The 22,893-nt window shown below is 72.2% G+C and carries 19 protein-coding genes, 1 tRNA gene and 1 pseudogene; 11 read left to right on the top strand and 10 right to left on the bottom strand.

What is annotated here, in order from left to right:
- Positions 1-134: 134 nt before the first annotated feature.
- Positions 135-731, top strand: a complete 597-nt coding sequence (locus tag ACWDD7_RS26355; protein WP_392215861.1) for a histidine phosphatase family protein — start codon at positions 135-137, stop codon at positions 729-731.
- A 155-nt stretch (positions 732-886) separates the two neighbouring features.
- Here ACWDD7_RS26355 and ACWDD7_RS26360 read toward each other — a convergent pair whose 3' ends face one another.
- Positions 887-2,371, bottom strand: coding sequence for a hypothetical protein (locus tag ACWDD7_RS26360; RefSeq protein WP_450459193.1), 1,485 nt, complete (start codon positions 2,369-2,371; stop codon positions 887-889).
- Positions 2,372-2,638: 267 nt separating this feature from the next.
- On the opposite strand from ACWDD7_RS26360, the gene ACWDD7_RS26365 reads away from it, so the two are divergent.
- Both ACWDD7_RS26365 and ACWDD7_RS26370 read left to right on the top strand, forming a co-directional pair.
- Positions 2,639-3,040 carry a hypothetical protein gene (locus ACWDD7_RS26365; RefSeq protein ID WP_351872329.1) on the top strand — a complete coding sequence of 134 codons (402 nt, stop codon included), beginning with the start codon at positions 2,639-2,641 and terminating at the stop codon, positions 3,038-3,040.
- Between the two features lie 34 nt (positions 3,041-3,074).
- On the top strand, positions 3,075-3,944 hold the full coding sequence (locus ACWDD7_RS26370) for a spermidine synthase (protein ID WP_351872326.1): 870 nt from the start codon (positions 3,075-3,077) through the stop codon (positions 3,942-3,944).
- Positions 3,945-3,960: 16 nt separating this feature from the next.
- Here ACWDD7_RS26370 and ACWDD7_RS26375 read toward each other — a convergent pair whose 3' ends face one another.
- A complete protein-coding gene (locus ACWDD7_RS26375; RefSeq protein WP_450459194.1) occupies positions 3,961-4,335 on the bottom strand; it encodes a hypothetical protein in 375 nt (124 codons plus the stop codon).
- Between the two features lie 121 nt (positions 4,336-4,456).
- On the opposite strand from ACWDD7_RS26375, the pseudogene ACWDD7_RS26380 reads away from it, so the two are divergent.
- Positions 4,457-5,035 (top strand): annotated as a pseudogene (locus tag ACWDD7_RS26380) (cellulose binding domain-containing protein); the annotation flags it as partial.
- 53 nt (positions 5,036-5,088) lie between these two features.
- On the opposite strand, the gene ACWDD7_RS26385 reads toward ACWDD7_RS26380, so the two are convergent.
- Positions 5,089-6,513, bottom strand: coding sequence for a GH1 family beta-glucosidase (locus ACWDD7_RS26385; protein WP_450459196.1), 1,425 nt, complete (start codon positions 6,511-6,513; stop codon positions 5,089-5,091).
- Between the two features lie 151 nt (positions 6,514-6,664).
- Complete coding sequence (locus ACWDD7_RS26390) at positions 6,665-7,714, bottom strand: LacI family DNA-binding transcriptional regulator (protein WP_450459197.1); 1,050 nt, start codon at positions 7,712-7,714, stop codon at positions 6,665-6,667.
- A gap of 494 nt (positions 7,715-8,208) precedes the next feature.
- Here ACWDD7_RS26390 and ACWDD7_RS26395 point away from each other — a divergent pair, with 494 nt between their 5' ends.
- From ACWDD7_RS26395 to ACWDD7_RS26415, 5 genes are all read left to right on the top strand, one after another.
- Positions 8,209-9,528 carry an ABC transporter substrate-binding protein gene (locus tag ACWDD7_RS26395; protein WP_450459199.1) on the top strand — a complete coding sequence of 440 codons (1,320 nt, stop codon included), beginning with the start codon at positions 8,209-8,211 and terminating at the stop codon, positions 9,526-9,528.
- Between the two features lie 417 nt (positions 9,529-9,945).
- A complete protein-coding gene (locus ACWDD7_RS26400; protein WP_351872312.1) occupies positions 9,946-10,938 on the top strand; it encodes a carbohydrate ABC transporter permease in 993 nt (330 codons plus the stop codon).
- A 14-nt stretch (positions 10,939-10,952) separates the two neighbouring features.
- Positions 10,953-11,861 carry a carbohydrate ABC transporter permease gene (locus tag ACWDD7_RS26405; RefSeq protein WP_351872310.1) on the top strand — a complete coding sequence of 303 codons (909 nt, stop codon included), beginning with the start codon at positions 10,953-10,955 and terminating at the stop codon, positions 11,859-11,861.
- Between the two features lie 207 nt (positions 11,862-12,068).
- On the top strand, positions 12,069-13,517 hold the full coding sequence (locus ACWDD7_RS26410) for a GH1 family beta-glucosidase (protein ID WP_450459201.1): 1,449 nt from the start codon (positions 12,069-12,071) through the stop codon (positions 13,515-13,517).
- A 182-nt stretch (positions 13,518-13,699) separates the two neighbouring features.
- Positions 13,700-14,755 carry a LacI family DNA-binding transcriptional regulator gene (locus ACWDD7_RS26415; protein WP_450459202.1) on the top strand — a complete coding sequence of 352 codons (1,056 nt, stop codon included), beginning with the start codon at positions 13,700-13,702 and terminating at the stop codon, positions 14,753-14,755.
- Between the two features lie 122 nt (positions 14,756-14,877).
- On the opposite strand, the gene ACWDD7_RS26420 is transcribed toward ACWDD7_RS26415, so the two are convergent.
- The 4 genes from ACWDD7_RS26420 to ACWDD7_RS26435 form a co-directional block, all read right to left on the bottom strand.
- Positions 14,878-14,953, bottom strand: a tRNA-His gene (locus ACWDD7_RS26420).
- 118 nt (positions 14,954-15,071) lie between these two features.
- Positions 15,072-15,677 (bottom strand): oligoribonuclease, encoded by a 606-nt coding sequence (gene orn / locus ACWDD7_RS26425; protein WP_392215851.1) that lies wholly within the window; start codon positions 15,675-15,677, stop codon positions 15,072-15,074.
- Between the two features lie 139 nt (positions 15,678-15,816).
- Entirely contained in the window at positions 15,817-17,043 is a 1,227-nt protein-coding gene (locus tag ACWDD7_RS26430) for a helix-turn-helix domain-containing protein (protein WP_351872298.1), read from the bottom strand.
- 379 nt (positions 17,044-17,422) lie between these two features.
- Positions 17,423-17,788, bottom strand: coding sequence for a hypothetical protein (locus ACWDD7_RS26435; RefSeq protein WP_450459203.1), 366 nt, complete (start codon positions 17,786-17,788; stop codon positions 17,423-17,425).
- Positions 17,789-18,142: 354 nt separating this feature from the next.
- Between ACWDD7_RS26435 and ACWDD7_RS26440 the strand changes: the two genes are divergently transcribed.
- The gene (locus tag ACWDD7_RS26440; protein WP_285561389.1) at positions 18,143-18,670 is read left to right on the top strand and encodes a universal stress protein; all 528 of its coding nucleotides are present in this window, start codon (positions 18,143-18,145) and stop codon (positions 18,668-18,670) included.
- Between the two features lie 54 nt (positions 18,671-18,724).
- Here ACWDD7_RS26440 and glmS read toward each other — a convergent pair whose 3' ends face one another.
- Together glmS and ACWDD7_RS26450 are read right to left on the bottom strand one after the other, a co-directional pair.
- On the bottom strand, positions 18,725-20,542 hold the full coding sequence (glmS, locus tag ACWDD7_RS26445) for a glutamine--fructose-6-phosphate transaminase (isomerizing) (RefSeq protein ID WP_351876352.1): 1,818 nt from the start codon (positions 20,540-20,542) through the stop codon (positions 18,725-18,727).
- Between the two features lie 12 nt (positions 20,543-20,554).
- The gene (locus ACWDD7_RS26450; protein WP_285561385.1) at positions 20,555-20,812 is read right to left on the bottom strand and encodes a hypothetical protein; all 258 of its coding nucleotides are present in this window, start codon (positions 20,810-20,812) and stop codon (positions 20,555-20,557) included.
- A gap of 475 nt (positions 20,813-21,287) precedes the next feature.
- Here ACWDD7_RS26450 and ACWDD7_RS26455 point away from each other — a divergent pair, with 475 nt between their 5' ends.
- The gene (locus ACWDD7_RS26455) at positions 21,288-22,889 is read left to right on the top strand and encodes a beta-N-acetylhexosaminidase (protein ID WP_450459205.1); all 1,602 of its coding nucleotides are present in this window, start codon (positions 21,288-21,290) and stop codon (positions 22,887-22,889) included.
- Positions 22,890-22,893: the final 4 nt, after the last annotated feature.

The raw sequence follows: 22,893 nt of genomic DNA on the forward strand, positions 1-22,893 counted from the left end.
CGGTCGGCTCCGGCCCACAAAGACGCCGGGACCGGGCGCGGGGTTGCCCCCGAAGGGGTGAGCGATGATGGAGGGACCGACTCCTGTTGTTCCTGTGGCGTCTTTTCGGCGTCCGCCCCCCGGAAAGGTCCCCCATGGCACCGCGCATCCTGCTGGCCCGGCACGGACAGACGGCCTGGTCGCTGTCCGGCAGACACACCGGCAGGACCGATGTGCCCCTCCTGGCGGAGGGCCGGCACGGCGCGAAGCTGCTCGGCGAACGCCTGCACCGGGCGCCGCTGGACGGGCTGCCCGGCGTGGCCGTGCGCACCAGTCCGCTGGCGCGGGCCTCGGAGACCTGCGCGCTGGCCGGGTTCGGGGAGCGGGCCGAGCCCTGGGACGCGCTGATGGAGTGGGACTACGGCGCGTACGAGGGCCTGACCCCGGCGGAGATCCAGGCCGTCCGCCCCGGCTGGCTCATCTGGCGCGACGGCGTCCCCGAAGGGGAGACGATCGCCGAGGTCACCGCCCGCGCGGACGAGGTGATCTCCTGGGCCCGCTCCGCCGACCGTGACGTCCTCCTCTTCGCCCACGGCCACATCCTGCGCTCCTTGGCCGCGCGTTGGCTGGGCTTCCCGCTGGACTTCGCCGCCCGCATCCGTCTCAACCCGACGTCGCTGTCGACCCTGGGCTGGGCGTACGGCGAACCGGCGCTGGAGAGCTGGAACGACGTCGGCCACCTGGCGGGCTGAGCCGCGGCCGGCCGGGGCGCCGACGGCGCCATGCGGCCGCCGGCCCCGTGGTGCGCCGGGGGCGCGGGGAACCAGGCGAGCCACCACGGACGCACCCGCGGCCCGGCGACGGCGGAACCCGCCCGCCCCCGCCGCCGGGCGGCTCCGCGCACGCGCTACGCCCCCGCCACCCTCGGATACGCCTTGTGCCGGTCGAGGAAGTCCGAAACGCCCGCGGCCCTCCGATGGGGCAGCAGGACCCGCGCCGTCCCCGCCAGCATCGTCTGGATACGGGACGACTGCACCTGGTCCAGCAGCGACAGCACCCGCACCCCCGCCTCCGCCGCCTCGTCGGGACGGCCGTCACGCGCGAGGTCGTCCGCGAGTTCCGCCGTGTAGAGGGCGAGGTTCCGCGTGAAGTGGGGGTCCTGAAGGTCCGCCGCCCGCCGGGCGTGGAGGGACGCCCGGCGCCAGTCGCCCAGCATGGACCAGCACTGGGCCTCCTGCCCCTCCAGCTCGGCCTCGCCGTAGAAGCTCATCCACTCGGGGTCCGCGTCGGAGCGCCCCCGCGCGAACAGGGCCTGCGCCCGCGCGAGCGCCCGCGCGCAGCCGGTGCCGTCGGCGAGTCCCGCCCAGCCCCCCGCCTCCCGCAGCGCGAGCAGGGAGTTCAGCCGGTCGGAGCCCAGGGGCCGGGCCGCCCGCTGCGCGGCCTGCGCGGCCCGTACCGCCTCCCGGGGCCGCCCGGCGTCCCGCGCCAGGAACGCGGTGTTGCAGAAGGCGTGCGCCTCCAGCGCCTCGTCCCCGGTCATCCGGGCCGTGGCCAGCGCCTCCGCGTAATGGGAGCGCGCGTCGTCGAAGCGCCCGGAGTCGTGGGCCAGCCAGCCCACGGAGATGGCGAGTTCACCCGCGCCCGCGTGCAGCCGCTCGACGGTGGTCTGCCGGGTCGCGCCGGCGTCCAGCAGCGCGTACGCCGCGCGCAGGGGAGCCGCAGCGCGCCGGTAGAGGCCGTCCGCGCCGTGCCGGTCGTCGAGCAGCCGGATCCGGCGGACCGCCTCCTCCAGGGCGGTCGCCTCCGTGCTCCCGGGCCTGCGCGGGCGCCGGGGCGCGGGCACGGTCGCCGGGGTGAGCCGCAGCGGGCCCAGCGCGGTGGCGGCCACGGTGGCGCCCCCGCCGGTCATGAATGCGCGACGCAGCACGTCGCTCTCCTCGTGGTTCGGGTGGTCGTACGGGTACGGCCCCTGGGGGTCGTACTCCTCGTGCGGGTCATACAGGTCATACGAGTTCTGCCGGTCCTGCGGCTCGAACGCCTCGCCCGTTCCCACGGCCACGGTCTCCTTCCCCGTGAGCGCCGAAGTGGCCGTGCGCGCCGCGCGGCCGCGGACGGACGAGCGGGGCGCGAAGCCGAGGTCGGTGAGTGACCGACCGGGGAACATGTGCAGGAACACCCGCTCGTAGGCGTAGTTGGGGCAGCGGATCTCACCCGCCTCGACGCGCCCGACGTAGCGCGCGTCACAGCTCACCCGCTCACCGATCTCCCGCGCGGCCCGCCGTACCAGCGCCGCGAACTCGGCCGGTGAGCGCCGGCCGCGCAGCCGCCGGAAGGCGAGATTCGGCCGGGGTGGCCGCTCGGGCTGTGACGAGGTCACGGTAGACGACGCCATGGCCGGGTCCTCTCGTGCGAACCGTCGAACCATGCCGGTGCCGGGGCGGGTTCGGGACGCGTGACCCGAGGGACGCCCTGGTTCCGGCGAGCAAGAACGTACCGGCTGTGAGGGGCCCGCCACGCTGGGTTTGGCCACAAAAGCGGATATCTCATCCGCGATCTGCCATGAAGTGCCATCCTTTGCGGCGCACTTGCGCCGTAGCCGTTGACGCGGCCGCGCGTTGGAACGGGTGGACCGCGACAGTGCTGTGTGGTGGAGGCGGGCATGCAGACCAGCAACGAACCGTGCACATCACCGCTGTCGCCCGCGTCGGGCGACACGGTGTGCGACCTGGTGACCGTACCGGCCCGGCAGGGTTTGGAGGCCGTCGACATCCTGCGGCGCGGCGCCGCGGACGCGGTCGGACCGGTGCTGCACGACGACGACCGCGACACCCTCGGCTTCCTGGTGCCCGCGGGCACCGCCGCCGGCTGGGACGTACCGGGGAGCACCTGCACGGAGACCAACGGGCGCGGACTGCGCCTCGCCCCCGAGCCCCCGGTCGCCGGCTCCGACTGGCTCCTGCCGCCCGGCGACGACGCCGGTCTCGCCACCGACCCGGCCGTCCTGCGCGAGGCCCTCGGCGAGGCGGCGCGGCTGATCGAGGCCGCCGACAACTGCCGCTGAAACGTTTACCGCGGAAACCTGGGAAAATGACCGGATGGGCAGATCCAGGAACCCGCGGCGCGCGGCGGCCGCCGTCAGCGCCGTCGAGGAGGCCGTCGACGGCGGACTCGCGCAGCTCCTCCCCGACCCGGACCGCGGCCGGGCCTGGACGCTGCTGATCGACGGGGCGCCCCAGTCGCACGTCGACCTGGACGACCCCGCGTACCTCTCCTTCGAGTACCAGCGCCGCCTCGGCCATGTCATCGACCTCGCCGCCCCGCCCGGCAAGCCCGTGCACGCCGTGCACCTCGGCGGCGGCGCCCTCACCCTCGCGCGGTACGTCGCCGCCACCCGGCCCCGGTCCACCCAGCAGGTCGTGGAGCGGGACGCGAGCCTGGTGCAACTGGTACGGCGCGAGCTGCCGTTGGACCCGAACGCCCGGATACGCGTGCGGTCGACGGACGCCCGTGCGGGACTCGGCAAGGTGCCCGACGGCTGGGCCGACCTCGTCATCGCCGATGTCTTCAGCGGCGCCCGCACCCCCGCGCACCTCACCTCCACCGAGTTCCTGGACGAGGTCCGGCGCGCCCTGAAGCCGTCCGGGGTCTACGCCGCCAATCTCGCCGACGGCCCGCCGCTCGCCCATCTGCGCGGCCAGATCGCGACCGCGGCCGCCCGGTTCGGGGAACTCGCCCTGGTCGCCGACGCGGCCGTGCTGCGCGGCAAGCGCTTCGGCAACGCGGTCCTGGTCGCCTCCGACCTGCCTCTGCCGCTGCCCGAGCTGACCCGCCGCGCCGCCTCCGACCCGCATCCGGCGCGGGTCGAACACGGCCGCGCGCTCACCGACTTCACCGGCGGGGCCCTGCCCGTCACGGACGCGGCGGCCGTGGACTCCCCGGCGCCGCCGCCCTCGGTGTTCCGCTGAGCCCCGGCGGCCCGCGTCAGTAGTCGCCGATCTCCACGTGCGGCGGACCGTCGTGCCAGGTGCAGAACACCGACACCCGGTCCGTGCCCCGGGTGAACTCCAAGGGGGACGGACCCGGTGAGCGGGGGGTGGTGCGCGCGGAGGACGGGGACGCGGACGCGCTCGGCGGGGCGGCCTTCGCGCGGGAGGGCCGGGGAGATCCGGAGGTCCGGGGCGCCGACGGGCGTGCGGCGGACGGCGCCCCCTGGGCCGTCGCGCCCACGACCGGCAGCGCGCGCGGCGGGTCGTACGCCGTCCTGGCCATCACCGTGTGCACGCCCCACCACGACAGTGTGACCGCGGCGCCCGTCGTGAGCAGCCACGCCAGTACGTGTACGAGTCCTCTGCGCATCACGCCCATCCTGCCCCACCGGTCACACAGGTCGGCACCGGTTGTCCACAGCCGGGGAGTTGTCCACAGGCCGGCACCGGGTGCTGGCGCATGGCGTACGGTGCGGCGCATGGCAAGTGTGCTGACCAAGGTCGACTTCGACGTGGAGGGCGGCGCGCTGCCGAACACGGCCGCCAACACGCGCCGCGCCCAGGCCATCGCCAAGCTCCAGGCCCAGCACCCCGGCCTGGACGTCTCCTTCACCCTCCCGGTGATGCCCGAGGGTCTCACCCAGGACAGCGTGAACCTGCTGTCGGACGCCAAGGCCGACGGCGTCAGGATCGGCACCGTCAACGTCATGGCGATGGACTACGGCTCCTCCTACAGCGGCGACATGGGCGGCTCTGCCGAGCAGGCCGCCACCGCCACCCAGGCCCAGGTCAAGAGCGTGCTCGGGCTGTCCGACACGGACGCCTGGAAGACCGTCGCCGTCACCCCGATGATCGGCGTCAACGACGTCTCCTCCGAGGTCTTCACGGTCGACGACGCCACCCGGCTGGCGGGCTTCGCCACGTCCAAGGGCCTCGGTGGACTGTCCATGTGGTCCGCCGCCCGCGACCAGCAGTGCCCCGGCGGCCCCAAGCCCTCCGCCGACCCCACGTGCAGCTCCGTCGCCCAGGACACGTACGCGTTCTCGAAGGCGTTCGCGGCCTTCGGCTGACGTGACGGGCACGTGAGGGGGGCGGGGCACCGCGGTGCCCCGCCCCCCTCACGTCACACGGCGTCCACCGGCGGCAGCTGCCCGGTCCGCGCCGCCCGCGCATACCAGTGGGCGCTCGACTTCGGGGTGCGCTCCAGCGACGAGTAGTCCACGTACACGGCGCCGAACCGCTTGCCGTAGCCGTACGCCCACTCGAAGTTGTCCATCAGGGACCACAGGTAGTAGCCGCGCACATCGGCCCCGTCGGCGATGGCGTGCCGCACCTCGGCGAGGTGGGCGCGCAGGTAGGCGATGCGCTCGGGGTCGTGCACCCGGCCGTCGGGGTCGGGCTTGTCGTCGTAGGCCGCGCCGTTCTCCGTCACGTACAGCGCGAGCCCCGGGGCCTTGCGGGAGTAGCGCATGATCAGCTCGTACAGGCCGGTCGGGTCGATGGTCCAGCCCATCTCGGTGCGGTCGCCCGGCGTCTGGTGGAACGCCACGTCGTCCGAGCCCGGCCACGGTGAGTGCGCGCTCGCGCCGTGCCCGTCCGCCCGAGGCCCCTTGGGCGCGTTCTCGGCCGAGGAGACCAGCGCCGGCGTGTAGTAGTTGAGGCCCAGCGCGTCCAAGGGCTGCCGGATGTCCGTCAGGTCCCCCTCGCGGACGAACGACCAGTCGGTGACCGACGAGGTGGCCTCCAGCAGGGTGGCCGGGTAGGCGCCCTTGAGGAGGGGGCCGTGGAAGACGCCGTTGGCGAGGTCGTCGATCCGCCGCGCCGCGTCCAGGTCCGCGGGGTTCTGCGACAGCGGCCGGATCACCTGGGAGTTGAGGCTGACGGCGATCGAGCGATGGGCGGGCAGCACCGAGCGCAGCGCCTGCGTGGCCAGCCCGTGCCCCAGGTTCAGATGGTGGGCCGCACGCAGCGCGGCCGACGGCTCGGTCCGGCCGGGCGCGTGCACCCCGGAGCCGTAGCCCAGGAAGGCGCTGCACCACGGCTCGTTGAGCGTGATCCACTGCTCCACACGGTCACCGAGCGCCTCGCCCACGAGCTGCGCGTACTCCGCGAAGCGCAGCGCGGTGTCCCGCTCCGGCCAGCCGCCCGCGTCCTCCAACTCCTGCGGCAGGTCCCAGTGGTAGAGGGTGACCGCCGGTTTGATCCCGTGGGACAGCAGCTCGTCGACCAGCCGGCGGTAGAAGTCCAGGCCCGCCTGCGCGGCGGGACCCCGGCCGGTGGGCCGCACTCGTGGCCAGGAGACCGAGAAGCGGTAGGCGTTCAGGCCGAGCCGCGCCATCAGCGCCACGTCGTCGCGGTAGCGGTGGTAGTGGTCGACAGCGGTGTCGCCGTGGTCGCCGCCGGCCGTCCTGCCGGGCTGGTGGCTGAAAGTGTCCCAGATCGAGGGGGTACGGCCGCCCTCCCGCACCGCGCCCTCGATCTGGTACGCGGACGTCGCCGACCCCCAGAGGAAGGCAGGCGGGAAGGACTCGGACATCGGTTCGGGCATGGAATCGCTCCCACGAGTTGAGTGCGACCATTATGCATGGGAGCGCTCCCATAGAGAACGGGTCATGCCCGCGAAGGCGTGCGGCGCACGGTTCCGCCGTGCTCAAGAGGCGTTTCGGGGGTCCCGCCCGGCCGCGTCGGCCGAACGGGCCTCAAGCCGACTCCCGCACCACCAGTTCCGTCGGCAGGACCACTTCCCGCCGACCCGTGCCGCGGTGGGCGATCTCGTCCAGGAGCAGGCTCGCCATGGCGCGTCCCATTTCCTCCAGCGGCTGGCGGACGCTGGTCAGCGGGGGATCGATGTGCCGGGCCACGATCGAGTCGTCGAAACCGACGAGGGCCACGTCCCGCGGCATCCGCCGGCCCGCGGCGCGCAGTTCCAGCACCGCGCCCGAGGCCATCACGTCGGAGGCGGCGAAGACGGCGTCGAGGCCGGGGCGCCGGCGCAGGAGTTCGCGCATGGCGGCGCGGCCGCCCTCCTCCGTGAAGTCGCCGGAGGCGACGAGTTCCTCGTCGACGGCGACGCCCGCGCGCTTCAGCGCCTCGCGGTAGCCGTCGAGCCGCTCCCGGGCCACGTCCATGTCCATCGGGCCCGTGATCGTGCCGATGACCAGGCGGCCGGCCGCCAGCAGATGCTCGACCGCGACCCGGGCGCCGCCCCGGTTGTCCGCGCGCACGTGTCCGAGCGGCTCGGCCTCGCGCCGCCGCCCGGCCAGCACGGTCGGCACGGCGAGCTCGTCCAGTCGGTCGGGCAGGGTGTCGTCGCTGTGGACGGCCATCATCAGCACTCCGTCCACCCGCTGCGCGGACAGATAGGCCGCCAGGCGCGCGTACTCGGTCTCGTCCCGCGCCAGCACCAGGAGCAACTGCATCCCGGCACCGGCGAGTCCGGCGGAGACGCCGCGGATGATCTCCGAGAAGTACGGCTCGGAGAAGAGCCGGGTCTCGGCGTCGGGCACGACCAGGGCCACCGAGTCGGTGCGCCGGGTGACCAGGGAGCGGGCGGCGCGGTTGGGGACGTAGCCGAGTTCGGCGATCGCCCGCTCGACCACCGCGCGCGACCGGGCGCTGACCTTGGGGGAGCCGTTGATCACCCGGGAGACCGTGCCGCGGCCGACCCCGGCCCGGGCGGCGACGGCGTTCAGAGTCGGGCGCCGGACGTCCGCGGTCCTGTGCGGCTGCGGCGGTTCGGCAGAGCTCATCGTTCACCTTCCGGCGCTTGGTGCGGGGCCGCTTCATTCTGACCCAGAAAAATCCGGCCACCGGCCCGGTCCCTCGCGAGCGGGCGTCGCCCCTGTCGCCGACCCCCCTGTGATCTGCGCGGATCGCAAGGACTGGGCGGCGCCGGAGGGCTTCTGACGCCCCGTCACGCGAAACATTCGCGTGACGCGCTGAACACGCTTGGGCAACAACGCCGTTTTCAAGTCTTGACACGTGGCCCGGCAGCAACGAGTCTTCCGGCATGCCGCGTGGGAGCGGTCCCACGGTTCACCGGGGTTCTCTCCCGTGTGGCCGGAAAACCACCGAAGGGCCTTCCCTCTGTACCCGTTGCCACGCCGTTGACCAGCACCTTTTCATCGCTTGCCGAGTGCTGTGGGCTGGCCGCTGCTCGAACCGAGAGGGCAGGTCCGGACCGTCGCACGTCGGCGGTCGGATTCCTGAGGTCCCGTTCCCCACTGGAACAAGGAGTAGTGGAATGCGTATCACCCGTACCGGCGGCCGCCGCGGCCGCAGAGCAGCGGCCGTGGCCACGACGGTCCTGGCGGCCTCGGCCCTGTTGCTGACCGGCTGCAGCAGCGACGGCGACTCGAACGCCGCGGACTCCAGCGGGAACATCACCCTCACCCTGTCCGACTACGGCCAGTTCGGCTACAAGGAAGCGGGCCTGTTCGCCCAGTACCACAAGCTGCACCCGAACATCACGGTCAAGGAAGAGACGACGGCCAACGAGCAGGACTACTACCCGAAGCTGCTTCAGCAGCTGAACTCGGGCAGCGGTCTCGGTGACATCACGGGCATCGAGGTCGGCCGTATCAAGGAGGTCGTCGACACCCAGGCGGGCAAGTTCGCCGACCTGAGCAAGTCGATCAACGTGAGCGACTGGTTGTCCTGGAAGGAGAAGCAGGCCACCGCGCAGGACGGCACGGTGATCGGCGCCGGCACCGACATCGGCCCGATGTCCCTGTGCTACCGCAAGGACCTGTTCCAGAAGGCGGGTCTGCCGGCCGACCGCGACGCGGTGGCGAAGGCGGTCTCGGGCGGCTGGGAGGACTACCTCAAGCTCGGCGAGCAGTACCAGAAGAACGCGCCCGCAGGCACCCACTTCATGGACTCCGCGAGCGCCATGTACAACGCGGTCGTCAGTTCGTCGGCGAAGCAGTACTACGACGCCGACGGCAAGCCGATCTACAAGGACAACCCGGCCGTCAAGCAGGGCTGGGACCTGGCCGCCGAGGCCGCGTCGAAGAAGCTCAGCGCGGGTCTGGCCCAGTTCCAGGTCCCGTGGCAGACGGCGCTGCGCAAGGGCAACGTGGCCACCGTGGTGTGCCCCGCCTGGATGGCCGCCCAGATCTCGACCTACTCCGGTGACTCCTTCAAGGGCAAGTGGGACATCTCCCACGCCCCCGGCACCACGGCGTCCGCCTGGGGCGGCTCCTTCCTGGCCGTGCCCAAGAGCGGCAAGCACGTCAAGGAGGCCATCGACCTCGTCAAGTGGCTGACCTCCGCCGAGCAGCAGGCCGCCGTGTTCAAGGCCGCCGGTGTGTTCCCGTCCAACACGGGCGCCTACCAGCTCGCCAGCGTGAAGGACGCCAAGCTCCCGTACTTCAGCGACGCCCCGATCGGCCAGATCTACGCGGACGAGGCCAAGTCCATCCCCGATGCCGTGCTCGGCGAGAAGGACGGCGTGATCAAGGACACGATCTCCACCCAGATCAACAACATGGAGCAGCGGGGCACCGCGCCCGACAAGGCCTGGAAGGACGCGACCGACACGATCGACAAGGCGATCGGCTGACGACCGCCGGGTGCGGGCGGCCCCGGCGGCCGCCCGCCCCGAGCCCCCGGGCGGAGCCCTGCGACGGCTCCGGCAGCGGGGCCGTCGAGCGGGGCGGGCCGGGCCCGGGTTCCTGAAGCACGGGACCCGGGCCGGCCCGGCCGCGCTTCACCGGACCACCACCCGACCGGCGACTCTCGCCAGGCCCGCCACGTCCGGCGGGAGCCACCGGACGGGCAGGCACCAGGCCGAAGGCCGGTGCCCGGCCGACCGGACGCGGTATCCGGTGGCCGGGACCGGCCCCACACGCACGTCAGGCCGCGGCGCGGGCCGCTCGGCACCGGCCCGTCCGTACGGGGGAGCCGCGGGACGGGCGCCCCGCCCCCGAACGCGACTCTCGCCCGCACCCGGCCCAAACCTTCAGGGAAGGACTCCCTCGTGGCAACGACAACCCCCGTACGGGGCGCCGGCACTCCGCCCGCCGGCGGCTCCGGCACCGCGCCGAACGGACGCGGCAGGTGGCGTACCCGGCTGTGGCGCCTCGACGACATCGCGTCGCCGTACGCCTACATCGCCCCCTTCTTCCTCGTCTTCGGCGCCTTCGGGCTCTACCCGCTCCTCTACACCGGCTGGATCGCCCTGCACCGGGTGGAGATGACGGGCCTGGACCAGTCCCAGTGGGTCGGCTTCGACAACTTCACCAAGATCCTCCAGGACTCGGAGTTCTGGACGGCCGTCTTCAACACCTTCGTCATCGGCGTCATATCCACCGTCCCGCAGCTGCTCGTCGCGCTCGGCCTGGCCCACCTGCTCAACTACAAGCTGCGCGCCAGCACGTTCTGGCGGACGGTCATCCTCACCCCGTACGCCACCTCGGTGGCCACCGCCGCCCTGGTCTTCGCCCTGGTCTTCCGGGCCGACGGCGGCGTCCTCAACTGGGTGCTGCACTTCTTCGGCGCGGGCAACACCGACTGGGGCAACGGGGAGTGGACCTCCAAGATCGCCATCTCGGTCATCGTGATCTGGCGCTGGACCGGCTACAACGCCCTGATCTACCTCGCAGCCATGCAGGCGGTGCCCAGCGACCTGTACGAGGCGGCCTCGATCGACGGGGCGTCGCGGTGGCAGCAGTTCCGCAAGGTGACGATCCCCTCGCTGCGGCCGACGATCCTGTTCACCATCGTCATCTCGACGATCGGCTCCATGCAACTGTTCGGTGAGCCGCTGCTGTTGCAGGGCGGCACGCTCGGCGCCGTCGGCGGCAGCGAGCACCAGTACGAGACGCTCAGCATCTACCTCTACAACTACGGCTGGAAGCTCGGCCATCTGGGTCCGGCCGCGGCCGTGGCCTGGGCGATGCTCGTCCTGCTGCTGCTCATCGCCCTGATCAACTGGATCGTCGGCCGGTTCGTGCGCAAGAGCGCGGCCTGACGGGAGCGATATCGATGACCACGACCAGTCCCACCAACACCGCCGTGCCGGACCTCGTCGCCCGCGCGGACACCGGCCGTCCGCGCTTCAGGATCGGCGCCGGCCAGCAACTCAAGGGCGGCCCGTTCACCTATATCGCGCTCGTCGTCGTCGGCGTGGGCTCGATCCTCCCGCTGTACTGGACGCTGGTGGCGGCCTCGCACGACCAGCAGCGCGTCCTGGACACCCCGCCGCCGCTGGTGCCGGGCGGCAGGCTCTGGAGCAACCTCCAGGCGGCCTGGGACCAGGCCCACCTGGGCAAGGCCATCGTCAACAGCGTCCTCGTGGCGGGTTCCATCACCGTCGCCACCCTGTTCTTCTGCACCCTCGCCGGCTATGCCTTCGCCAAGATGCGTTTCCGCGGCCGGGGTGTGCTGATGACGGCGGTCATCGCGACCCTGACCATCCCGCCGCAGCTCAGTGTGGTCCCGCTGTTCATGCTGATGTCCGACATCGGATGGGGCGGCAAACTGGAGTCGGTGATCTTCCCGACCCTGGTCGGCGCCTTCGGTGTCTTCTTCATGCGCCAGTACCTCCTGGAGGCGCTGCCCTACGAGCTGATCGAGGCGGCCAAGGTGGACGGGGCGAGCAACATCCGCATCGTCTGGAACGTCGTCCTGCCCGCGGCCAGGCCCGCGATGATGGTGCTCGGCATGCTCACCTTCGTGCAGGCGTGGAACGACTTCTTCTGGCCCTTCCTCGCGCTGAACCAGGAGAACCCCACCATCCAGGTCGCGCTCGGCCAGCTCAGCGCCTCCTACACGCCCGACCAGAGCATCGTCATGGCCGGGGCGCTGATCAGCACCCTGCCGCTGCTGGTGGTCTTCGTCATCTTCGGCAAGCAGATCGTCGGCGGGATCATGGCGGGCGCCGTCAAGGGCTGAGACCGCGGGCCCGTCTGCCGCGGCCCGTCCCGGCCCCCGTGCCCACCGCGCCCCCGCACCCCGTACGGCCCGTCCGGTACGACCCGCACCGTACGGCCCGCCCCGCACGCGGGCCGTACCGGGCCGGGCACCCACCGCCCCGCCCCGTCCGGCACCGCCGGACCGCCGTCCGTCCTCTTCTCACGCCACTTTGGGAGCGTTCTCACCATGACCGCCGTACGACCCGAGGCCAGCGCCCAGCACGCAGCGGGCACCTCCTTCCCGCCGGGCTTCGTCTGGGGCGCCGCCACCGCCGCCTACCAGGTGGAGGGTGCCGCCGCAGAGGACGGCCGCACCCCTTCCATCTGGGACACCTTCAGCCACACCCCCGGCAAGGTCCGCAACGGTGACAGCGGTGACATCGCCGCCGACCACTACCACCGGTACCGCGACGACGTCGCGCTGATGAAGGACCTCGGCCTCAAGGCGTACCGGTTCTCCGTCTCCTGGTCCCGGGTCCAGCCCACCGGCCGCGGGCCCGCCGTCGAGCGCGGCCTGGACTTCTACCGCAGGCTCACCGACGAGCTGCTCAAGGCGGGCATCACCCCGGTCGCCACCCTCTACCACTGGGACCTGCCCCAGGAGTTGGAGGACGTCGGCGGCTGGCCGCACCGCGACACCGCGCACCGTTTCGCCGAGTACGCCGACATCATGGCCCGCGCCCTCGGCGACCGGGTCGGCGTGTGGACCACGCTCAACGAGCCCTGGTGCAGCGCCTTCCTCGGCTACGGGTCCGGTGTGCACGCGCCCGGCCGCACCGACCCGTCCGCCACCCTGCGCGCCGCCCACCACCTCAACCTCGCGCACGGGCGGGCCGTCGGGGCACTGCGTTCGGTCCTGCCGACGTCCGCGCAGATCTCCCTCACCCTCAACCTGCACCAGGTGCGCCCGCTGACCGACAGCACGGCCGACGCCGAGGCCGCGCGCCGCATCGACGCGGTCGGCAACCGGATCTTCACCGGGCCCGTCCTGGACGGCGCCTACCCCGAGGACCTGCTCGCCGACACCGCGCACCTCGTCGACTGGGGCCGGCTGGTGCACGACGGCGACCTGGCGGAGATCTCCCGGCCCATCGACGTGCTCGGTGTCAACTACTACTCGCCGACCGTGGTCTCCCGGGCCGCCGACGGCTCCGGCACCACCAGGAACGACGGCCACGGCGCCAGCGACCACTCGCCGTGGACCGGCTGCAAGGACGTGGCCTTCCACCTCGCCAACGACGAGCTGACCGCGATGAACTGGGCCATCGACGCCGACGGGCTGCACACGCTGCTCACCGGTCTGGCGTCCGCGTACCCGCGGCTGCCGCTGATGGTCACCGAGAACGGCGCCGCCTTCGACGACTACATCTCCCCCGAGGGCCGGGTCGACGACCCGCAGCGGATCGCCTACCTGCACGGCCACCTGGACGCGGTCCGCCGCGCCATCGCCGACGGGGCGGACGTCCGCGGCTACTTCCTGTGGTCCCTGCTGGACAACTTCGAATGGTCCTACGGCTACTCCAAGCGTTTCGGCGCCGTCTACGTCGACTACTCCACCCAGCGCCGCATCCCCAAGGCGAGCGCCCACTGGTACAGCGAGGTGATCCGCGGCAACGCCCTGCCGGCCGCCCGGTGAGCGGGGCGCGGGAGTGACCGTCAGGTCCGGGGGGCGAGGCCACCGGCGGCCTCGCCCCGTCGCGTCCCGGGCGGCCCGAGGGGCGAGGGAACCGGCTCGGCGGGGTACGACGGCGCGCGGGGGCGGGGGGATACCTGCTGTTAGATTCCTGGCCTGACAGCTGCGAACGGAAGGCGGCGACCATGGCGGTCAACGACGGGCGGGGCCGGGGCGGACGGCGGCCCACCCTGGAGGAGGTCGCCGCTCGGGCCGGGGTCGGCCGGGGCACGGTCTCGCGCGTGATCAACGGCTCGCCCCGGGTCAGCGACGCGACCCGCGCCGCCGTGGAGGCGGCGGTCGCCGAACTGGGCTACGTCCCCAATACGGCGGCCCGCGCGCTGGCCGCCAACCGTACGGACGCCATCGCCCTCGTCGTCCCCGAGCCCGAGACCCGGTTCTTCACGGAGCCGTACTTCTCGGACATGCTGCGCGGGGTCGGCGCCCAACTGGCCGACACGCAGATGCAGTTGATCCTGACCTTCGCGGGCAGTGACCGCGAGCGGGAGCGGCTGGCGCACTACCTGGCGGCCCACCGGGTGGACGGCGTCCTCCTGGTCTCGGTGCACGCCGACGACCCGCTGCCCGACCTGCTGGCCGAGCTGGAGATCCCCGCGGTGGTCAGCGGACCGCGCTCGGACACGGAGCCGCTCCCCTCCGTGGACGCGGACAACTACGGCGGCGCCCGTGCGGCCGTGGAGCACCTCCTTTCCCGCGGCCGCACCCGCATCGCCCACATCACCGGCCGCCCGGACGTCTACGGCGCCCGGCGCCGCATCGACGGCTACCGCGACGCCCTGCGCGCCGCAGGCCACGAGGTGGACGAACTCCTCGTGGAAAGCGGCGACTTCACCGAGGAAGGCGGTCGCCGCGCGATGTCCGCCCTGCTCGCCCGCCGCCCGGACCTGGACGCGGTGTTCGCCGGTTCGGACGTCACCGCGGCCGGCGCCCGCCAGGTGCTGCGCGAGCAGGGCCGCCGCATCCCCGAGGACGTCTCGCTCGTCGGCTACGACGACTCCGTCATCGCCCGCCACATGGACCCGCCCCTCACCAGCGTCCGCCAGCCCATCGAGCAGATGGGCCGCGCCATGATCGACCTTCTCCTGACGGAAATCTCCGACCGCCGCCCCGCGGGCCCGGGGCGGGGGGAACGGCGGCACGCGGTGCTGCCCACGGAGCTGGTGGTGCGGGCGTCGTCGTAGCGCCGTGTGGGCCGCGGTCGCGGCCCGCGCGGGGCCCGTCCGTCCCGCCGCCCCGGCGACGGCGCGCGCGGATGACGAAGAAGCCCCTGATCGGCGTCTCCGCTGATCAGGGGCTTCCCTGGTGGGGTGAGTGACGGGACTCGAACCCGCGGCATCCTGGACCACAACCAGGTGCTCTACCAGCTGAGCTACACCCACCATGACCGGTGCTTGGAAACTTGTCGCTTCCCCGACCGGCCGAGAAGAAGTCTACAGGGTCCGAGGGGGTGCTCGCGCACACGTTTTCGCGAGGCCCCCCGAGCGGACCCTGACCGGCCTACTTCGCCGCGGGCAGCACGTGCTTCGCCGCGATCGTCCGGGCCGTCTCCGAGTCCGGGCCCGGCTGCGGGACGAAGACGGCCTCGCGGTAGTAGCGCAGCTCGGCGATGGACTCGCGGATGTCGGCGAGGGCCCGGTGGTTGCCGTTCTTCTCCGGGCTGTTGAAGTACGCCCGCGGGTACCAGCGGCGGGCCAGCTCCTTGACCGAGGAGACGTCCACGATCCGGTAGTGCAGCCAGTCCTCCAGCGTCGGCATGTCCCGTAGCAGGAAGCCCCGGTCGGTGCCCACGGAGTTCCCGCACAGCGGGGCCTTGCCGGGCTCCTTCACGTGCTCCTTCACATACGCCAGGACCTGCTCCTCGGCGTCCTTGAGCGTCGTGCCGTTCGGGAGCTCGGCGAGCAGCCCGGACGCGGTGTGCATCTGACGGACCACCTCCGGCATCGTCTCCAGCGCCCGCTCCGGCGGGCGGATGACGATGTCCACCCCCTCGCCGAGTACGTTCAGCTCGGAGTCGGTGACGAGGGCGGCCACCTCGATGAGAGCGTCGTCGGACAGCGAGAGGCCGGTCATCTCGCAGTCGATCCACACCATGCGATCGTTCATGCGACCACCCTAAGGCGGACCTCCCCTTTTGGATGCCCCGCGTCGGCCGGGAAGTGAGCGGAGACATCGGCGGACAGGGGAAGGGGTGCGGAGCCCGGCCCCGCACCCCTTCTCTTTCGTCCCCTTCGCCGCTTCCCGGTCAGCTCCCGGCGCGCGGCCCCGGAAGCAGCGTCACCGCCCCGGCGCCCGCCGTGCGCCTGCTCTGCATCGGCACTCCGCTGTCCCGCTCCGCGTGCAGCACCGACGGCATGGTGCCCATCGGGCCCGGACCCGGCAGCCCCGCGGGCGGCAGCGGCTGCCCGGAGGGCGGTTGCGGCGCGGTCTCCGCCTCACCCGGCTTCTCGGCCCCCGGCCGGCGGGCCCGGTACGCGGCCCGGTACGCGGCGGGGGAGGAGCCGAGCTGGCGGCGGAAGTGCCCGCGCAGCGCGACCGGCGAGCGGAACCCGCACCGGCCGGCCACCTCGTCCACCGAGTAGTCCGACGTCTCCAGCAGCCGCTGCGCCTGGAGCACCCGCTGGGTGATCAGCCACTGCAGCGGCGCGCTCCCGGTGAGCGAACGGAACCTGCGGTCGAACGTACGGCGGCTCATGTACGCCCGCGCCGCCAGCGTCTCCACGTCGAACTGTTCGTGGAGGTGCTCCAGCGCCCAGGCGACGACCTCGGCGAGCGGGTCGGCGCCGATCTCCTCGGGTAAAGACCGGTCGAGGTAGCGCTCCTGACCGCCCGAGCGGCGCGGCGGGACGACCAGGCGGCGGGCCAGCGCGCCGGCCGCCTCGTTGCCGTGGTCCGTCCGCACGATGTGCAGACAGAGATCGATTCCGGCCGCCGTACCCGCGGAGGTGAGCACGTCGCCGTCGTCGACGAACAGCTCCCGCGGGTCGACGTGCACCGACGGATAGCGCTTGGCCAGCGTCGGCGCGTACATCCAGTGGGTGGTCGCCGGGCGGCCGTCGAGCAGTCCGGCGGCCGCGAGCACGAACGCGCCGGTGCACAGCCCGACGATGCGGGCGCCCTCCTCGTGTGCCCGGCGCAGCGCGTCGAGCGCTTCTTCGGGCGGCGGCGCGGTGATCGAGCGCCAGGCCGGTACGACGACCGTACCGGCGCGGGAGATCGCCTCCAGCCCGTGTGGGGCGCTGAGTTCGAGACCCCCCGTGGTCCGCAGCGGACCCTCCTCGCCGCCGCACACCAGCAGTCGGTAGCGCGGCACTCCGGCGTCCTGGCGGTCGATGCCGAACACCGACAGCGGTATGGAACTCTCGAAGATGGGGCCGCCGCTGAACAGCAGCACCGCGACGATCTCCTTGCGGCGGCGTCCGGACAGTTTCCGGACAGCGGCTTCCGGCGCGGCAGTGGAGTCGTGGCTCATACTGCTAAGCCCCCCTCGGTGGTCGCGGCTCCTCGGTTGTGTCGCTCCTGCACGTTTCCCCTCGGTCCTGCACGAGTCCCCCGCCGTAAAGACAGTCAAGATCGAATCTACTGGGTCCCGCGGACGCACGGTGACCAGTTCCAAATGCGGCACATTGTCGACATGACAACTTGGCGTGAAGCATTCGATCACGAAGGGTTGCACTCGCGGGCCGTGCAGGGAAGTGCGCCTCGGAGCAGTGGCCAAACCGCGTAGGGTGCACAGCGCTCCGCAGACCCTTTCCGTGCAGGTGGAACGGGGGTTGAGGGGTGGTCCGGACCACCCTGGGGCGATATCCAGAAGTTGGCTGAAAAGAAGCGCTTGGAAGCGTGGAAACCGGTCAGTCGACCGGTGTCTTCTCCCGGGTGTGACGTCCGCCTCTTTGCACGCCGCAACGCCCGGCACCCCGGCCGTTCCCCGGACCCGTGCCCCGCCCCGTGCCCCGCGCCCCGCCGCGCCGCGCACCGCGCCCGCGGCTCCGGCGCGCGCCCCGCCGCGCCGCGCGCTCCGACCGGCGCAGCAGAAGCCGGCAGACGGCGGTGACGGCGGCCAGTCCCAGCGCGGTGCCCGTGGCGCCGGCGAGCGAGGTGCCGTACCAGACCAGGACCACGGGGACGAGGACGCAGCTGAAGGCCGCCCAGCGGATCAGCTCGCCCGTGCTGTCCTGAGCGCCGGGCTCCTCGTGGCTGGACCGGGGTCCGGGCATCTCGTACTCCCTGTGGCGAGCTGTGTCGGCCTGTGGCTCCGTGTGGCTCCCTGTGGCGGTGGCTCACCCCGTTCAACGCCCGTCCGACCGGTCGGTCACCGACCGTGCGTCCGCGAATCCCGTGCAAAGCGCCTGTACGTGACAACGGGCATTGCGTAACGGGCGCCGCTCGTGCATGCTCCGGGGAACCCCTACGGATGTCGGGGGGCCGCTTACGGAGCGTGCAAGGCAACTGGGCTCGGGAGGCGTGCCGCCGTACCCTTGGGGGTATGGGGTGGGGAAGATGAATCCCGGACACAGCTCCGCTGCACACTGTCGTCCCGTCCCATAAAGGATCACAACGCCGAGACAGCCATGGCCGGTCACGAATTCTTCGAACCCGCGGACCGCAAGCGGCCGGTCGCCGACCCCACGGCGGCCGATCCCCTGGCGGCGGAAGAGTCATGTCATTCCTGCGACCCCGCCTTCCGGCACGGAGTCGTCGTCGGCTTCGACGGCTCCACCTCCAGTGAGCGCGCCCTCGCGTACGCGATAGGCATGGCGCACCGTTCCCACTCCGGGCTGATCATCGTGCATGTCGCCAACCGGCTGCCCACCACGGTGTGGGCGGGCTGCGAGCCGCCGGTCTTCGTGGACGTGCCGGACCACCGCACGGAGGTGCTCGGCCTCGAACTCGCCTGCGCGGACTATCTGTCCGAGGTGCCCTGGATCCTCGTCGAGCGGGGCGGGGACATCTGCCACGAACTCGAAGAGGTGGGGCGGGAGTACGAGGCGGACGCGATCGTCGTCGGCTCCACGCACGGGATCGTGGGCCGCATCTTCGGCTCCGTCGCGGGGCGGCTCGCGCGGCGGGCGCGGCGGCCGGTCATCGTGATCCCCTGAGACGGCAGAACCCCCGTGCGCCGCGCACGGGGGTTCGTCCGGACGTCCGGTCTCCTACTCGACCGTCACCGACTTGGCGAGGTTCCTCGGCTTGTCGATGTCCCGGCCCAGCGCCTGCGCCGTGTGGTAGGCGAGGAGCTGGAGCGGGATGCCCATCAGGATCGGGTCCAGTTCGTCCTCGTTCTTCGGGACGACGATGGTCTGGTCGGCCTTCTCCTGGTGCTGGTGGGCCACGGCGAGGATCTTGCCCTCGCGGGCCTTGATCTCCTCCAGGGCCGCGCGGTTCTTCTCCAGCAGGTCGTCGTCGGGGACGATCGCGACCGTCGGCAGGGCCGGCTCGATCAGGGCCAGCGGGCCGTGCTTCAGCTCGGAGGCGGGGTAGGCCTCGGCGTGGATGTACGAGACCTCCTTGAGCTTGAGGGAGGCCTCGCGGGCGACCGGGTAGCCCCGGACGCGGCCGATGAAGAGCATCGAGCGGGCGTCGGCGTACAGCTCGGCCAGCTCCTTGATCTGCTCCTCCTGCTTGAGGATCTCGGTGATCTGGTCGGGCAGCCTGCGCAGGCCCTCGATGATCCGCTTGCCGTCGCGCACCGAGAGGTCACGCGTGCGGCCCAGGTGCAGCGCGAGGAGCGCGAAGGCGACCGTGGTGTTGGTGAAGCACTTGGTCGAGACGACGCAGACCTCGGGGCCGGCGTGGACGTAGATCCCGGCGTCCGCCTCACGGGCGATCGCCGAACCCACCACGTTGACGACGCCGAAGACCCGCGCGCCCTTGCGCTTCAGCTCCTGCACGGCGGCGAGGACGTCGTACGTCTCACCGGACTGGGAGACCGCGACGTACAGCGTGTCGGGGTCCACGACCGCGTTGCGGTAGCGGAACTCGGAGGCCGGTTCGGCGTCCGCGGGGATGCGGGCCAGCTCCTCGATCATCTGGGCGCCGATCATGCCCGCGTGGTACGAGGTGCCGCAGCCGAGGATCTTCACGCGGCGGATCTGCCGCGCCTCGCGGGCGTCCAGGTTGAGCCCGCCGAGGTGAACGGTGGAGAACCGGTCGTCGATCCGGCCGCGCAGCACCCGGTCGACCGCGTCGGCCTGCTCGAAGATCTCCTTGTGCATGTAGGTGTCGTGGCCGCCCATGTCGTACGACTCGGCCTCCCACTCCACCGTGGTGGGCTCGGCGGTGGTGCGCGTGCCCTCGGTGGTGTAGGTGCGGAAGTCGTCGGCCTTGAGGGTGGCCATCTCGCCGTCGTCCAGCGTCACTATCTGGCGCGTGTGCATGACGAGGGCGGCGATGTCCGAGGCGACGAACATCTCCTTCTCGCCGATGCCGAGGACGACCGGGGAGCCGTTGCGGGCCACCACGATCCGGTCCGGGAAGTCGGCGTGCAGCACGGCGATGCCGTACGTGCCCTCGATCAGCCGGACCGCCTGGCGGACCTTGTCCTCCAGCTTCTCGGCGGTCGAGCGGGCGATGAGGTGGGTGAGGACCTCGGTGTCGGTCTCGGAGAGGAACTCGACGCCGTCCGCCTCCAGCTTGCGGCGCAGGTCGGCCGCGTTGTCGATGATGCCGTTGTGGACGACGGCGACCTTGTTGTCGGCCGACATGTGCGGGTGGGCGTTCACGTCGGAGGGGGCGCCGTGGGTGGCCCAGCGGGTGTGGGCGATGCCGGTGGTGCCCTTGAAGCGCGCCGGGACCTTCGCCTCCAGGTCGCGCACCCGGCCCTTGGCCTTGACCATCTTCAGGCCGGGCGCCTTCGGGGAGGTGATCACGACGCCCGCGGAGTCGTACCCGCGGTACTCCAGCCGCTGCAGGCCCTCCAGGAGGAGGGGAGCCACGTCACGCTTCCCGATGTAACCGACAATTCCGCACATATACAGGTATTCCTAGCCGTAGACGATGCGGCGCAGCTGCCTGAGCGTCAGCTCGGGCGGTGCCACCGCTCGATATCTGAGGTCCGCCCCGATCCGTTCGAAGATCTCCGCGTTCACCAGGCCCTGGGCCTGGAGCTCGCGGTGGCGGCGACGGACGAAATCCTCCGTCGACTCGTCGAAATAGGCGAGCACGTCCTGGATCACCCGCAGCGCCTCGCCCCGGCCGAGGGGCGTGGACCGCGTCAGATGATCTACGAGTTCGTCGTGCACCCGTAGATCCTCGGGTACCGGCGCCGGTTTCGCAAGAATCCTGCCCGATATCGGGCAGTGCCGGGGTGGGTGGCGCGGTGAACTCGCGTTCGCGGCTGTGTTCTTCGTCACTTCAGCGCTCGCGGCCGGCCCAGGACCGCCCACGGGTGCCTGCTCCGGCGCGGGCGTCCCCCGCGGCACGGGCGGGCCGTCCGCCCGCGGCCCCGCCGGATGCGGCAGCCGCGCCCGGCAGCCGTCGGCGTCCCTGTCCTTCGTGCGGGGCAGGTGGTCGGGGCTGTCGGCGCGCCCAACGGCACGAGGAGTCACCCTCGTTTCCGGCGTAGCGGCCCGACGCCCTTGTCCCGGCCCGGCGTGAGCCGCGGGGCGTCACCGTCGAGGACCCAAGTGTCGCCCTTCCGGAGGATTTCCGCCAGAGCGGGATTGTTTCACCGGATCTGCGGGAGAGTGGTCTCGACCAGACCCGAAGGGAGCGCATGTGAGACGGAATCGCCGTACGACTCCCCGCACCGCCCGCGTCCTTGGTTCGCTGCTGCTCGTCGCGGCGGCCGGCGCCTTCACCATCGGCGCCGCCCCCGCCCCGCCCAGGACCGCCACCGTCCCCCTGGACCGGGTGGTCCCGGCCCCCGCCTCCGTCACCCCGGGCGGAGCGTCGTACCGCATCACCCGCGCCACCGCCGTCCGCGTCGACGGCTCGGCCGAGGTCCGCCGCGTCGGCGCCTACCTCGCCGGCATCCTGCGGCCCTCCACCGGCTACCCGCTGCCGCTCACCGACCGTGGCAGCGGCGGCATCCGCCTCCACCTGGAGAAGGGCGACCACGGCGCCGAGGGCTACCGGCTGCGCAGCGCCCCCTCCGGCGTCACGCTCACCGCGAGCACCCCCGCGGGGCTCTTCCACGGTGTGCAGACGCTGCGTCAGCTGCTCCCGGCCGCCGTCGAGAAGAAGACGGTCCAGCACCAGGGCTGGGAGATCGCCGGCGGCACCATCGAGGACCACCCCCGCTACGCCTACCGCGGCGCCATGCTGGACGTCTCCCGGCACTTCTTCACCGTCGCCCAGGTCGAGCGGTACATCGACCAGCTCGCCCTCTACAAGGTCAACGAACTGCATCTGCACCTCAGTGACGACCAGGGCTGGCGCATCGCCATCACGTCCTGGCCCCGCCTGGCCGATTACGGCGGCGCCACCGAGGTCGGCGGCGGCAAGGGCGGCTCCTACACCCAGGCCGACTACCGGCGGATCGTCTCCTACGCGGCCTCCCGCTATGTGGAGGTCGTGCCCGAGATCGACATGCCCGGCCACACGAACGCGGCCCTCGCCTCCTACGCCCGGCTCAACTGCGACGGCGTGGCACCCCCGCGCTACACCGGTACCGAGGTCGGCTTCAGCTCGCTGTGCGTCTCCAAGGACGTCACGTACACCTTCGTGAACGACGTCGTCAGGGAGCTGGCCGCGCTCACGCCGGGCCGCTACCTGCACATCGGCGGCGACGAGGCGCACTCCACCAGCCACGCCGACTACGTGACCTTCATGGACCGCGTGCAGCCGATCGTCGCCAGGTACGGCAAGACGGTCATCGGCTGGCACCAGCTCACCGGAGCCCACCCGGCCGAGGGCGCGCTCGCCCAGTACTGGGGCCTGGACGGCACCGGTGCCGCCGAGAAGGACCAGGTCGTGCGGGCCGCACGCGCGGGCACGGGGCTGATCCTGTCCCCGGCCGACCGGGTCTACCTCGACATGAAGTACACCAAGGACACCCGGCTCGGGCTGACCTGGGCGGGCCTGGTCGAGGTGCGGCGGTCCTACGACTGGGACCCGGGCGCCTATCTGCCGGGGGCGCCCGCGTCGGCGATCAAGGGGGTGGAGGCGCCCCTGTGGTCGGAGACGCTGAAGACCTCCGCCGACATCGAGTACATGGCCTTCCCGCGGCTGCCGGGCGCGGCCGAGCTGGGCTGGTCGCCGGCGGCCACCCACGACTGGAACCGCTACAGGGTACGGCTGGCCGCGCAGGGCCCGCGGTGGGACGCCCTCGGGATCGGGTACTACCGGTCGCCGCAGGTGCCGTGGCCCCACGGCTGACAGG

The organism is Streptomyces sp. NPDC001056 (genome assembly GCF_053598955.1).